At 72.0% G+C, this 12,494-nt stretch carries 13 protein-coding genes; 4 read left to right on the plus strand and 9 right to left on the minus strand.

The genetic code is table 11. The features are described from left to right. The first annotated feature begins 136 nt into the window (after window positions 1–136). Window positions 137–943 (plus strand): M15 family metallopeptidase, encoded by an 807-nt coding sequence (locus ACWY4P_RS05070; protein WP_456208919.1) that lies wholly within the window; start codon window positions 137–139, stop codon window positions 941–943. A 37-nt stretch (window positions 944–980) separates the two neighbouring features. On the opposite strand, the gene ACWY4P_RS05075 is transcribed toward ACWY4P_RS05070, so the two are convergent. The 4 genes from ACWY4P_RS05075 to ACWY4P_RS05090 all read right to left on the minus strand — a co-directional run bounded on the left by ACWY4P_RS05075 (window position 981) and on the right by ACWY4P_RS05090 (window position 5,071). Continuing rightward, window positions 981–1,793 (minus strand): ABC transporter permease, encoded by an 813-nt coding sequence (locus ACWY4P_RS05075; RefSeq protein WP_456208920.1) that lies wholly within the window; start codon window positions 1,791–1,793, stop codon window positions 981–983. A gap of 54 nt (window positions 1,794–1,847) precedes the next feature. Next, a complete protein-coding gene (locus tag ACWY4P_RS05080) occupies window positions 1,848–2,756 on the minus strand; it encodes an ABC transporter permease (RefSeq protein ID WP_456208921.1) in 909 nt (302 codons plus the stop codon). Window position 2,757: 1 nt separating this feature from the next. Then, window positions 2,758–3,930: an ABC transporter substrate-binding protein gene (locus tag ACWY4P_RS05085; RefSeq protein WP_456208922.1), complete on the minus strand. Its 1,173-nt coding sequence runs from the start codon at window positions 3,928–3,930 to the stop codon at window positions 2,758–2,760. Between the two features lie 118 nt (window positions 3,931–4,048). Next, the gene (locus ACWY4P_RS05090) at window positions 4,049–5,071 is read right to left on the minus strand and encodes an ABC transporter ATP-binding protein (RefSeq protein ID WP_456212819.1); all 1,023 of its coding nucleotides are present in this window, start codon (window positions 5,069–5,071) and stop codon (window positions 4,049–4,051) included. A 106-nt stretch (window positions 5,072–5,177) separates the two neighbouring features. Here ACWY4P_RS05090 and ACWY4P_RS05095 point away from each other — a divergent pair, with 106 nt between their 5' ends. Then, window positions 5,178–5,636, plus strand: a complete 459-nt coding sequence (locus ACWY4P_RS05095) for a Zn-ribbon domain-containing OB-fold protein (protein WP_456212820.1) — start codon at window positions 5,178–5,180, stop codon at window positions 5,634–5,636. Further along, the gene (locus ACWY4P_RS05100) at window positions 5,633–6,835 is read left to right on the plus strand and encodes a lipid-transfer protein (RefSeq protein WP_456208923.1); all 1,203 of its coding nucleotides are present in this window, start codon (window positions 5,633–5,635) and stop codon (window positions 6,833–6,835) included. Before ACWY4P_RS05095 ends, ACWY4P_RS05100 begins: the two co-directional genes overlap by 4 nt. A gap of 128 nt (window positions 6,836–6,963) precedes the next feature. On the opposite strand, the gene ACWY4P_RS05105 is transcribed toward ACWY4P_RS05100, so the two are convergent. The 5 genes from ACWY4P_RS05105 to ACWY4P_RS05125 all read right to left on the minus strand — a co-directional run bounded on the left by ACWY4P_RS05105 (window position 6,964) and on the right by ACWY4P_RS05125 (window position 11,694). Next, window positions 6,964–7,245 carry a metal-sensitive transcriptional regulator gene (locus tag ACWY4P_RS05105; protein ID WP_456212821.1) on the minus strand — a complete coding sequence of 94 codons (282 nt, stop codon included), beginning with the start codon at window positions 7,243–7,245 and terminating at the stop codon, window positions 6,964–6,966. Window positions 7,246–7,383: 138 nt separating this feature from the next. After that, window positions 7,384–7,977, minus strand: coding sequence for a GTP-binding protein (locus ACWY4P_RS05110; RefSeq protein WP_456208924.1), 594 nt, complete (start codon window positions 7,975–7,977; stop codon window positions 7,384–7,386). Continuing rightward, window positions 7,958–8,353 (minus strand): DUF742 domain-containing protein, encoded by a 396-nt coding sequence (locus tag ACWY4P_RS05115; RefSeq protein ID WP_456208925.1) that lies wholly within the window; start codon window positions 8,351–8,353, stop codon window positions 7,958–7,960. Before ACWY4P_RS05115 ends, ACWY4P_RS05110 begins: the two co-directional genes overlap by 20 nt. Before the next feature lie 15 nt (window positions 8,354–8,368). Next, on the minus strand, window positions 8,369–8,794 hold the full coding sequence (locus tag ACWY4P_RS05120; RefSeq protein ID WP_456208926.1) for a roadblock/LC7 domain-containing protein: 426 nt from the start codon (window positions 8,792–8,794) through the stop codon (window positions 8,369–8,371). After that, the gene (locus ACWY4P_RS05125) at window positions 8,791–11,694 is read right to left on the minus strand and encodes a nitrate- and nitrite sensing domain-containing protein (RefSeq protein ID WP_456208927.1); all 2,904 of its coding nucleotides are present in this window, start codon (window positions 11,692–11,694) and stop codon (window positions 8,791–8,793) included. Before ACWY4P_RS05125 ends, ACWY4P_RS05120 begins: the two co-directional genes overlap by 4 nt. Before the next feature lie 364 nt (window positions 11,695–12,058). Between ACWY4P_RS05125 and ACWY4P_RS05130 the strand changes: the two genes are divergently transcribed. Continuing rightward, window positions 12,059–12,490, plus strand: coding sequence for a hypothetical protein (locus tag ACWY4P_RS05130; RefSeq protein WP_456208928.1), 432 nt, complete (start codon window positions 12,059–12,061; stop codon window positions 12,488–12,490). Window positions 12,491–12,494: the final 4 nt, after the last annotated feature.

Genomic DNA, 12,494 nt, shown 5'->3' on the forward strand with positions numbered 1-12,494 from the left:
CGGCCGCGGGGCAGTGAGTGACGGGCTGGAGGAGGGCGGCCGGGCCCTCCCGGGGCGTGTTCGAGGCCTGGCGGGTCCCGTTCCTGACCGGCCAGGGCTTGTTCCGGACCCCCACACACTGATATCTGAGGTGGCCATGCCGAGATTCACTGCCGCGCTGCGCGCGCTCGCCCTGCCCTTCGCCGCCCTCCTGGCCGTCTCCGCCTCTCCCGCCCCGGCGCAGGCGCGGGCCGAGCCCAAGGCCCCGAAGGAGTTCGTGGCGCTGAGCGACGTGGACCCGACGATCCTGCAAGAGATCCGCTACTACACCCCGCACAACTTCACCGGCCACCGCGTGGACGGCTACCGCGAGCCGCTGTGTGTCCTGACCCGCCCGGCCGCCGAGGCGCTGCACCAGGCGCAGCGCTCCCTGCTGCGGCGGGGCTACACGCTCAAGGTGTACGACTGCTACCGGCCGCAGCGCGCGGTCAACGACTTCGTCGAGTGGGCGAAGGATCTCGACGACCAGTCGATGAAGGGGGAGTTCTACCCGGACGTCGACAAGACGCGGCTGTTCGAGGACGGTTATATAGCCGAGAAGTCCGGGCACAGCCGGGGCAGCACCATGGATCTGACCATTGTGAAGCTGCCCGCCGTGCCCACCCGTCCGTACGAGCCGGGCGAGAAGCTGGTGCCGTGCTACGCGCCGAAGGGCGAGCGGTTCCCGGACAACTCGGTGGACATGGGCACCGGTTACGACTGTTTCGACACGCTTTCGCACACGCTGGACCCGCGTATCCAGGGTGCGCAGCGAGCGAACCGGCTGCTGCTGAAGGACACGCTGGAGGGTCTGGGCTTTGTGAATCTGGCCGAGGAGTGGTGGCACTACACCTACAAGCCGGAGCTGTTCCCGGACACCTACTTCGACTTCCCCGTCTCGCGCCGGTCGCTGCACGGCCACTGAGACCGCTGGTGCGTCCGCGCCCGGTGGGCGGCACGGCTCACAGCCGTCCGCCCGCCGGGTCGGAGGAGAGCCGCTGCGCCACGTAGACGGGGAGCACGGACAGGGCGATCAGCAGCGCGGCGACCACGTTGACGACGGGGGCCTGGTGGGGCCGGGCCAGGTTTTCGTAGATCCAGATGGGCAGGGTGCTGGTCCCGGGCCCGGCGGTGAAGGTGGTCACCACGATCTCGTCGAAGGACAGCGCGAAGGCGAGCAGCCCGCCCGCGAAGAGCGCCGAGCGGACGGCCGGGAACGTGACGTACCGGAAGGTCTGCCAGGGGCGCGCGCCGAGGTCGGCGGAGGCCTCGGCCATCGAGGGCGCGACGCGGCGCAGCCGTGCCCCGACGTTGTTGAAGACCACGACGACGCAGAAGGTGGCGTGCCCGACGACCACCGTGAAGAGGCCGAAGCCGACGCCGATTGGGTCCAGGACGGTGCGGAAGGCCGCGTTGAGGGCGATGCCGCTGACGATGCCGGGCAGCGCGATGGGCAGCACCAGCAGGAAGGACACGGTGCGCCGCCCGAAGAAGCGGTGGCGGTGGACGGCGAACGCGGCCATGGTGCCGAGCACCAGGGCGATGGCGGTCGCGGCGAGCCCGGCCCGTACGGAGGTGAGCAGCGCCTCCCGCGCGCCCTCGCTGTGCAGCGCGGTGCGCCACCAGCGGCCGGTCAGGCCGCGGGGCGGCCAGCCGAAGGACCGGTCGGAGTTGACGGAGTTGAGCAGGACCAGCAGCAGGGGCGCGTAGACGACGGCGAGCCCGGCGGCGGTGACACAGCCGAGGGCGATACGGGCGGTGCGCGACAGCCGCACGGGCGGTACCTCCTTGAACAGGCTGTTTTTGAACAGGCATGGCGGGCAGGGGCCTCAGAGCGAGTCGAGGGCGCCGGCCCGGCGTACGGCGGCCAGGTAGCAGACGATGAGGACGACGGGCACCGCGGAGAGCGCGGCGGCCATGGGCAGGTCGAGGGTGACCTGCGAGGCGATGACGTTGCCGATCAGCTGGGTCTTGCCGCCGACGATCTGCACGGTGATGTAGTCGCCGAGGCTGAGCGAGAAGGTGAAGACCGACCCGGCCAGCAGCGCGGGGCGCACGGCGGGCAGGACGACCGAGCGCAGCGTGCGCCAGGGCCCGGCGCCGAGGTCGGCGGAGGCCTCCAGCGCCCGTTCGGGGATCCGTTCCAGGGCGCCGTACACCGGCAGGATCATGTAGGGCAGCCAGAGATACGCCAGCACGATGACGACGGCGGTGGTGCCGTATCCCGGTCCGTGCAGCCCGAGCGGTGCCAGGGCCGCGTTGACGACGCCGTCCTGGCCGAGCATGACCCGCCAGGCGTAGGCCTTGACCAGGTAGCCGGCCCATAGCGGGGTGAGGACGGCGACCAGCAGCGGCCGCCGCCACCGGGGGCCCGCGACGCGCGCCATGAAGAAGGCCATGGGCAGGGCGAGGAGAGCGTCGATGAGGGTGACGGCGACCGCGATGGACAGGGTGCGCAGCGCGACGGTGCGGTAGACGGGGGTGGTCAGGAGCTCGTGGAGGTTGTCGGTGTTCCAGGTGTGGACGACGTCCGAGGTGAAGGAGTCGGTGGTCCAGAAGGCGGAGATCAGCAGGACGCCGAGCGAGCCGAGGTAGGCCAGGGTCAGCCACAGCAATGGCGGGCCGAGCAGGGCCGCGAGGCGCAGCCGGGCGGCGGCGCGGGGGCCTGAGGCAGGACCAGGGGTGGGGTGGGTACCTGAGGGTGGGCCGGGGGCGGGGCGGGCCGCGGGGGCTCGCATCTCAGCCCTTGATCTCGGTCCAGGCCCTGGTCCATTGGGCGTAGTCGGTGCAGGTGGTGTTCTTGCGGCCGTCGAGGCACTGCTTGATGGGGGTGGTCCAGAAGTGGACCCGCTGGTAGTAGCTCTCGTCGGCGGCGTGGTAGACGGCGCAGTGGCGGGGGTCCGCGGTCCGGGCGCACGCCTTGGCGTTGGCGGGGGCCTCGCCGAAGTACTCGGCGACCTGGGCGTTGACCTTAGGGGAGACGATCCAGTCGAGCCATTTGTACGCGCAGTTGGGGTGTTCCGCCTTGGTGGAGACCATCCAGGTGTCGGACCAGCCGGTGGCGCCCTCCTTCGGCAGCACGGCCTTCACCGGTGCCTTGTCGGCCTGGGCGAGGTTGGCGATGACCTGCCAGGTGGTGCCGATGACGCTGTCGCCGCCCTTGAAGGCGGTGATCTCCTTCTGGTAGTCGCTCCAGTACTCCCCGACCGCCTTGTGCTGCTTCTTGAGCAGGGCGACGGCGGCGTCGAGCTGGGTGCGGTCCAGGGCGTACGGGTCCTTGATGCCCAGGGACGGCTTGCTCTGCATCAGGTACAGGGCGGCGTCGGCGATGTAGATGGGCGAGTCGTACGCGGTGACGTGCCCGCGGTAGGCGTCGGCGTCGTCGAAGACGGCCCGCCAGGAGTCGGGGGCGGGCTTGACCTTGTCGGTGCGGTACATGAGGAGGTTGGCGCCGCGGCCGTGCGGAATGCCGTACATCTGGCCGTTCTTGGAGTTGAACGGGCGCATCTTGAGGCCCGGGAAGATGTCCTTGTAGTTGGGCACCAGCTTGGTGTTGACGGGGGCAGCGTCGCCGGAGGCGATGAGGCGCAGGGTCGCGTCGCCGGAGGCGGAGACGGTGTCGTACTGCCCGGTCTTCATGAGCGAGACCATCTCGTCGGAGGTCCCCGCGACTTTGGTGTTGACCTGGCAGCCGGTCTTCTTCTCGAAGGGGTGGACCCAGTCGGCCTTCGGGTCGTTGGAGCCGTCCTCCGCGTAGCCCGCCCACGCGATGATGTTGACCTTGCCCTCGCCCTTGCCGAGCCTCTCCGGGGCTTTCGCCCGCTCGCCGCCGTCGTCCGAACCGCAGGCCGTGACGGCCAGCAGCAGGGCGCATACCGCGGCCGCGGACCTCCCCACAGATGTCATCCGCATCTTGGTCCTCCCCTACGACATGGCTGTCCGGGATCTCGCCAGTATCGGCGGGGGGATTCCGCCTCGCCAGAGCGCCTTGAGCCATCTCCAGGTCACCTGCGCCGGCCGGCTCCGCAGATCAACTCGGCACCGGGAAGGCGTCGTCGTCATCCCATAGCAGCCGGATCTCGGCGTCCGGGCGGACGGTGCGCGGCAGGTCGGCGAGGTTCTGCCGGATCACGGTCAGCCGGTCGCCGTCCGGAAGCGCGACGGTGAAGCGGGTGTGCGCCCCGGCGTGCACGATGTCCGCGACGCGCCCGGTCACGGTCCGCTCCCCGTCGGCGGGCGGCTCGGCGAGGCCGGCGAGCCGGATGCGCTCGGGCCGGATGCTGTAGGCGCCGGGGCGGCCCACCACACGGACGGCCGCCGGGCCGCGCAGCAGGTTGGTGGTGCCCATGAAGCCCGCGACAAAGGCGGTGGCGGGGCGTTCGTACACCTCCACGGGCGGGCCGACCTGTTCGATCCGGCCGTCCGAGACCACCGCGACCCGGTCGCTCATGGTCAGCGCCTCCTCCTGGTCGTGGGTGACCAGGAGGAAGGTGATGCCGGTGGTGCGCTGGAGTTCCTTCAGCTCGGTCTGCATCTCCCGCCGCAGGCCGAGGTCGAGCGCGGCGAGGGGTTCGTCGAGCAGCAGCACGGCGGGCCGGTCGACCAGGGCGCGGGCCAGGGCGACGCGCTGCCGCTGGCCGCCGGAGAGCTCGGCGGGGCGGCGCGGCCCGAAGCCGTCCAGACGGACCGTGGCGAGCGCGTCGCGGGCGCGGGCGAGCCGCTCGGCCTTGCGCACGCCGCGCACCGTCAGGGCATAGGCGACGTTCTGCTCGACGCTCATATGCGGGAAGAGGGCGTAGTCCTGGAAGACGGTGCGCACATCGCGGCGGTGGGGCGGCAGGGCGGTGACATCGCGACCGGACAGCTCGACGCGGCCCGTCGTGGGCTGCTCGAAGCCGGCAACCAGGCGCAGCAGGGTGGTCTTGCCGGAGCCGGAGGGGCCGAGGAGGGAGAAGAACTCGCCTTCCGCGAGGGAGAGATCGACGCCGTCGACCGCGCGTACGGAGCCGAAGTCCTTGGTCACGCCTACCAGCCGGACCGCCGCTTCCGTCATGGCCACGCCTGCTCCCTTCCTGTACCGGGGTTACGTGCCCCGCAGCCGCCGTGTCACACTTCTGACGTACCGTCAGCTCCGCTCATCACGGCGTTGGGGAGGCATGGTGCCACGCACCCGTACACCGGTGGTCCCCGGGTGGTTCACCACCGAGGGCGAGGAGTTCCGGCTGCTGGGGACGCGGTGCCGGGCCTGCGGCTCGGTGTTCTTCCCGCGGGAGGACTCCTTCTGCCGCAGCCCCGGCTGCGCGGGCACCGAACTGGACGAGGTACCGCTGTCCCGGCGCGGCCGCGTCTGGTCGTACACCGACGGGCGCTACCGGCCGCCCGCGCCGTACGTCAGCGACCCGGACGCCGAGTGGCAGCCGTACACGCTGATCGCCGTGGAGTTGGCGGCCGAGCGGATGGTGGTGCTCGGGCAGGGCGCGCCCGGGGTGACCCTGGCCGACCTGGCCGTGGGGATGGAGGTCGAGGCCGTGCCCGGGGTGCTGAACGAGGACGCCGAGCACATCTGGACCACCTGGAACTGGCGGCCCGTCAGGCCCGGCCGGGAGGTGCGGCCATGACCGGCGCGGGCGGCGATGTGGCGGTGCTGGGCGCGGGGATGCACCCGTGGGGCAAGTGGGGCCGCGGCTTCGTCGAGTACGGCACGGTGGCCGCGCGCGCCGCGCTCGCCGATGCCGGCCTGGACTGGCCGGCCATCGGGTCCGTGGTCGGCGCGAACACCTTGCGGTGCGGCTACCCCGGGCAGGTGGCGGGCGCGACCTTCGCGCGGGCGCTGGGCTGGCAGGGGGCGCGCGTGACCAGCGTGTACGCGGCCTGCGCCTCCGGTGCGCAGGCCATCAACACCGCCCGCACCCAGATCCTCGCCGGCCTGGCGGACACCGTGCTCGTCATCGGCGCGGACGCGGCGCCCAAGGGATTCTTCGCCCCCGCGGGCGGCGACCGGCCCGACGACCCCGACTGGCTGCGCTTCCGGCTGCTGGGCGCGACCAACCCCGCGTACTTCGCGCTCTGGGCCCGCCGCCGGATGGCCGTATACGGCGACACGCCCGAGGACTTCGCGCGGGTCAAGGTGAAGAACGCGGCCGCGGGAGCCGCCAACCCCCACGCCCGCTACCGCACGGCCGTCAGCGCCGAGGACGTCGCCGCCTCCCCGGTCGTCGCCGACCCGCTGCGCCTGCTGGACATCTGCGCGACCTCCGACGGCGCGGCGGCGCTCGTGCTGAGCAGCGTGGACTTCGCCCGGCGGCAGGGCGTCCGGCAGCCGGTGCGGATCCGCGCGGTCTCCACCGTCACCCCGCGCTTTCCGCGCACCGCGCTGGACCTGCCGGACATCGCGACCGACTCGGCGGCGGCCGCCCTGGACCCGGAGCCCGACACCTTCCGCGCCGCCATCGCGCGGGCGGCGTACGAGGAGGCGGGGCTCGGGCCCGAGGACCTGTCGCTGGCGGAGGTGTACGACCTGTCCACCGCGCTGGAGCTGGAGTGGTACGAGGACCTGGGGCTGTGCGGGGCCGGGGAGGGCGCGAAGCTGCTGCGCGAGGGCGCCACCGCGCTCGGCGGGCGGCTCCCGGTCAACCCGAGCGGTGGCCTCGCGTCCTTCGGCGAGGCGGTCCCGGCGCAGGCCATCGCCCAGGTGTGCGAGCTGACCTGGCAGCTGCGGGGCCTGGCCGGGGAGCGGCAGGTGGACGGGGCGCGGGCCGGAATCACCGCGAACCAGGGGCTGTTCGGGCACGGGTCCTCGGTGATCGCGGTCCGCTGAGCGGTGTGGCGTGTGGCCGTGATCGCGGTCCGCTGAGCCGTGCCCGACTGCCTGAGCCGTGCCCGAGTGCCTTGGCCTGGTCTGAGTGCCTGGGCCGGGTCTGAGCCGTCCCCGGAGCGTGCCGTACGTCAGGCCAGCGACAGGAAGAGCTTCTCCAGCCGCGCTCGCGTGCGCTCCCGCGTCTGCGGCCGGGCGCCGTTCTCCTCGGCGAGACACTGCTGCAGACCGCTGGCGATGATCGCGAAACCCGCCCGGTCCAGCGCCCTGGACGCGGCCGCCAACTGCGTGATCACCTCTTCGCAGTCCCGGCCGTCCTCGATCATTCTGACGACCCCGGCGATCTGCCCCTGGGCCCGGCGCAGCCGGTTCAGCACCGCGGTCAGCTCCTCGGCCGCCAGCGCCAGCTCCAGTTCCGGCTCCACAGCCCCTCCTTCCAGATACCCGGCGGGCGACCTGCCCGGCCGGAGAAGACCCGAGACACACCGCGGCCCGCACCCCGGACGGCGGGGTACGGGCCGTATCGCCGACGCCGGCCTGGCGGCGCCCCTCTAGCGCCGGGCCGCGGAGGCCATCATCGCGTGCTCGACGACCGAGATGAGCACGTCCTTGACGGATTCCCGCTGCCGGGCGTCACACAGGATGACCGGCGTGCCCGGGTCGAGGTCGAGCGCGTCGCGCACCGCGTCCTCCGGGTAGCGGCCGGCGCCCTCGAAGCAGTTGACCGCGACGGTGAAGGCGATGCCGCGCCGCTCGAAGTAGTCGACCGCGGCGAAGCAGTCCTCCAGCCGCCGGGTGTCGGCGAGGACGACGGCACCCAGTGCGCCCGTCGCCAACTCGTCCCACAGGAACCAGAAGCGGTCCTGTCCCGGGGTGCCGAACAGATAGAGCACCAGGTCCTCGCGGAGCGTGATGCGCCCGAAGTCCATGGCCACGGTGGTGGTCGTCTTGGCCTCCACCCCCGCGATGTCGTCGACCGGCCGACCCGCCTCAGTGAGCAGCTCCTCGGTGCGCAACGGCTTGATCTCGCTCACCGCGCCCACCAGAGTCGTCTTGCCCGCGCCGAACCCGCCCGCCACCAGAATTTTCAGCGTGACCGGGTCGACGACATGAGATCGGCCCGGGTCAGAGTGCCCGTAGACCATTGATCACCTCGCGCAGAATCCTCTCGTCCGGCAGTTCCGCCGGAGGTACGGGCCGAGACACTCGGACGAGTGCCGCGTGCAACAGGTCTCCAATGAGCACCCGGACGACGCCGACCGGCAGGTCGAGTTCGGCCGCCAGTTCGGCGACGGACTGAGGGGAGTCCCGGCTCAGCTCGACGATGTCGATGTGCTCCGGGGACAATGTCTGGTCGGCGACGGGCACGTGGGTGACCCTGTCGGCGACGACCACCGCGATGAGGTCGAGCTTTCCCTCGGCGGCGCTGCGGGTGCGGCCCCGTGTCATCGCGTAGGGCCGGACCACCGGTCCCGCCGCGTCGTCGAACCAGCGGGCCGCGCCTTCACCGTCTGCGGTCATCTCCCCCCTCCCCCGTCACCCGCCGGATCGCGGCGCGCTGCCCAGATGCACGCCCACCCGCTTGACCAGCAGCGTCATTTCGTAGGCCACCTGCCCGACGTCCGAGTCGGCGTCGGCGAGCACCGCCAGGCAGCTGCCGTCGCCGGCCGCGGTGACGAACAGGAAGGCGTCGTCGAGCTCGACGATGGTCTGGCGGACCCGCCCGACGTCGAAGTGACGGCCGACTCCCTTGGCGAGGGAGTGGAAGCCCGAGGCCACGGCCGCCAGGTGCTCGCCGTCCTCGCGGGACAGGTCACGGGATCCGCCGGTGGGCAGGCCGTCCCCGGAGAGCACCAGCGCCTTGCGGATACTGCCGACGCGTCCGACCAGTTCGTCGAGCAGCCAGTTCAGCTCGCCCGATGCTCTCGGCGAGACGTTCCGTGCTGCGTGCGGTGCGGTCATCGACCGTCCCCCTCATATGTTGTTCCAGGTGCTGTGTCCGCCCCGCCGTTCCCGGTGGCCGTCTGGCGCCGGCCGCGCTGCCATCCCCGTTGGAGCGAGGCCATGGTGGCCCGCGCCTGTTCGGCGTCGCGCTCGGGGTCGGTCTCGGCAGGGTATCGGTCCGCCTCGGTCTGCGGAGCGGGGTCGTTCTTCAACTGGGGTGCCAAGCTGGCCTGCCGCACCCGCTTGGGGAGACCGGACGCCGACCGCTGGGCCGGCACGGTGCGCTCCGGTCTGGCGGGCTCCCCGTTCCAGGCCGTCGGAGCCTGGTGCTCGGGGGCGGGGGCGGCGGGGCGACCCGCGTTCCAGGACGCGGACCCGCCCTGGCCGTCGGCCGGGCCCGGGCCGTCGCTGCGGCCCTCCCTCTGGGCCCAGGACGGCTGCGCACCGACCTGCGGACGGACCTGCGATTCGCCGCTCTGAGAGCGGGCCGACCGCTCACCGTTCTGGGCGCGGGGCGACTGGCCGCCGCCCTGCTGCGGACGGGCGTGCCGACCGCCGCCCGGGGGGCCCTGCACCGGGCGGCCGTGGTCGGAGACCAGCACCGGCGGGACGCGGCGGGGCAGCGGCGCGGGGCCCTGGTCCCGGGTGCCCGGCGCGCCGTCCCGCGCCTGCTGGTGCTGCGCCTCGGGCACCCGCTGGTGCGGCACGGGCCCGGTGGGCCTGGCGGCCGCGGGCGGCGTCTGCGACAGGCCGCGGGCGCGGAAGATCGCGCCCACTTCGTCGTCGTCCTCGACATCGGCGCCGGCCTGCGCGAGCGGCGCGGCGGACGGCTCGAGTTCGACCGGCCCGTCGACCACCGACACCTTGCGGCCCGCCCGGTCGGAGAAGGCGACCGGCGCCTCCTCGACGGCCTGCAGCCTGCTGTCCGGGCCCATCCTGACGTCGGAGACGCCGCGCTCCCGGCCGCTCTCGTACGTGCCGCTCTCGTACGGGTCGTCAGTCTCCTGGCCCGTCTCGCCGGTGTCGGTGAGCAGGGCCGAGGGGATGAGCACGATCGCGGTGGTGCCGCCGTACGGGGAGGGCTGGAGCGAGACCCGTACGCCCTGCCGCTGGGCGAGCCGGCTGACCACGAACAGGCCGAGCCGGTCGGTGTCGGACAGCTCGAAGTCCGGGGTCTCGGCGAGCCGCTGGTTCGCCTCCAGCAGCGCGTCGGGCGTCATGCCCAGGCCCCGGTCGTGGATCTCCAGCGTGAACCCCTTGGCGACCCGCTCGCCGTGCACCTGGACGGCGGTGTGCGGGGGCGAGAAGACGGTGGCGTTCTCCAGGAGTTCGGCGATGAGGTGGGTGAGGTCACCGACCGCCGGGCCGTTGACCGCGAGCCGCGGCATGCGCCGGACCTCGATCCGCTCGTAGTCCTCGACCTCGGCGACCGCGGCGCGGACGACGTCCATCAGCTGGATCGGCTTGCGCCACTGCCGGGAGGGGGCCGCGCCGGAGAGGATGACCAGACCCTCGGCGTGCCGCCGCATGCGGGTGGTCATATGGTCCAGGCGGAACAGGTCGGCGAGTTCGTCGGTGTCCTCGGTGCGCCGCTCCATCGAGTCCAGCAGGGTCAGCTGGCGGTGCAGCAGCACCTGGCTGCGGCGGGCCAGGTTGACGAAGACGTCGGAGACGCCCTGGCGGAGCTCGGCCTGCTTGACGGCCCCCTCGACGGCGGCGCGCTGCAGGGTGTTGAGGGCCAGACCGACCTGGCCCATCTCGTCCTGGCCGTATTCGAGGCGGGGCGCCTCGGTGTCCACGTCGATCTGCTCGCCCGAGGCCAGGCGGCGCATCACGCTCGGCAGCCGCACGCTGGAGGCCTCCTGGGCGTCCTTGCGCAGCTGGGACAGGTCGCGGATCAGACTACGGCCGATCCGGAACGACACGAAGATCGAGACGATCAGGGCCAGCAGGCCGAGGATGCCGGCGGCGCCGGCCCTGAGCATGACGTCGTTGGCCACCGGGTCGATGCGCTTCTGGAGACGGTCGGTGGCCTCCTTGCCCAGCCGGTCGTAGTCGTTGAGCATCGGCTGGGCGGCGGCCTCCCAGTGCTTCTCGTCCAGGGCCCGGAGCGCGTCGGACGGCTTGCTCGACGCCATGAGCTTGCCCTCGGCCAGGCGCAGGGCGGCGGGGGCGGCGTTGGTGCGCCGGTAGTCCGAGAAGATCTTCTGCTCCGAGGCGGGCAGGATCGGCAGGCTGGTCTCGTACAGCAGGTTGCGCTCGGCAATGAGGTCGGAGATCGCGTGCAGGTCCTCCGGGCTCATCTTGCGCGCCGTCAGCGCCGAGGCATACAGCGCGTCCTCGCGGGAGAGCGCCTCGCGGGCACGGATCATGGCGACCAGCGCACGGCCCTGCTTGTCCAGGTCCGTGTCGGGCACGGCGTGCAGCGAGCTGCGGAAGGTGTAGCAGAGGTCGACGAGTTTGTTGTAATACTCATATGCCGCCGCGCGGTTGGTGCCGCGGTCCTCCACCTTGCGGCGCAGGGCGTCCAGGCCCTCGGCCGCCTTGAGGATGGCGGAAAGCTGATCCTCCGTATCGGAGTTCATCATGTCGCTCACATCGCCGTCGGCGGCGGCGCCGCGGAGAACGGCGATAACCTCGTCGGTCTTGCGCTGCAGCGCGTGGAGCACGGGAAGCGCGTCGGCCTGGCGCGGATCAGCCAGGAGGACGAGGGTCTGCCGGCGCTCCTTCTGAATGGCGTGAACGGCCTCCTCGGCCGGCTGACCGGCCTTGTCGATGATGTCGGAGGCGTCCAGGAGCCGAATCGCCTCACGACTGGTGATCACTGTAGCGAAGGCCCAGATTGCCGTCAGCGAGACAAGTGGCACCAGCAACAGCGCCACGATCTTCCGGCGGATCGATTTCCCGCGAAAGCGCATGGCCTCCCCAACGTCAACCCCGTTATACGGGGGCGGTGTTCGAGTTCTGACAACAAGCGGCGCGAGCCTACTACTGCCCGTTCGACAACTCGAAGGCCTGTCCGCTTGATGCCGGGGACCGGCCACCCTGGCGCCATCATGAGTTGTCCGGTGATGGCCTGACTTACCCCCCGCCGCCCGGCCGCCTTTTGTCGGCCGCGACAGGCTGGAATGAGTCAACCCTTGGCTGGTTTTCCCCTCTCTCCGGGAACCTCCCGCCGCTGTTATTCGTGCACTGAGGGGGCACACTAAGGGGGAATACGACCCATGTCCCGCTTTTTGAAACCGCCGGACTTGGGCAGCCGCTGAAAGGTGTAGGGGCTTCATGGACGCCATGGACAAGGATCGCGACATCCCGCAGCGCGCGGTTCGGCCGCTGTGGACCGAGGAGCCGGCCCGAAGGCGCCGACTGCCCGATCCGGTCCGCACTGCGGCGGTGCGCGCGGTCATCATCGTCGCGGTGACCTTGGTGCAGGCGATGATCGCGGTGCTGAGCACGCTGGCGGGCTCGTGGCTGGCGTTCCCCTCGGTGCTGGCCACCGTGGCCAGCACCGTTCTGGCCACCTGGGGCGTGCTGGACGTATGGGTGACGCGGCAGGTGTGGAACCAGCGTTACGGGGTGGTGTCCCGGCCCAGCAGCACGGCGCGGGAGCTGCGCCGACAGCGCCGCCGGGCCCGGAAGGCGGCCCGGAAGGCGGGGCCGATCAGCTCGCCGCGGGCCGCGGAGCGCGGGCCCGCGCGCGGCGCGGCCGCGTGACGGG

The sequence above is a fragment of the Streptomyces sp. LZ34 genome, from assembly GCF_053890475.1.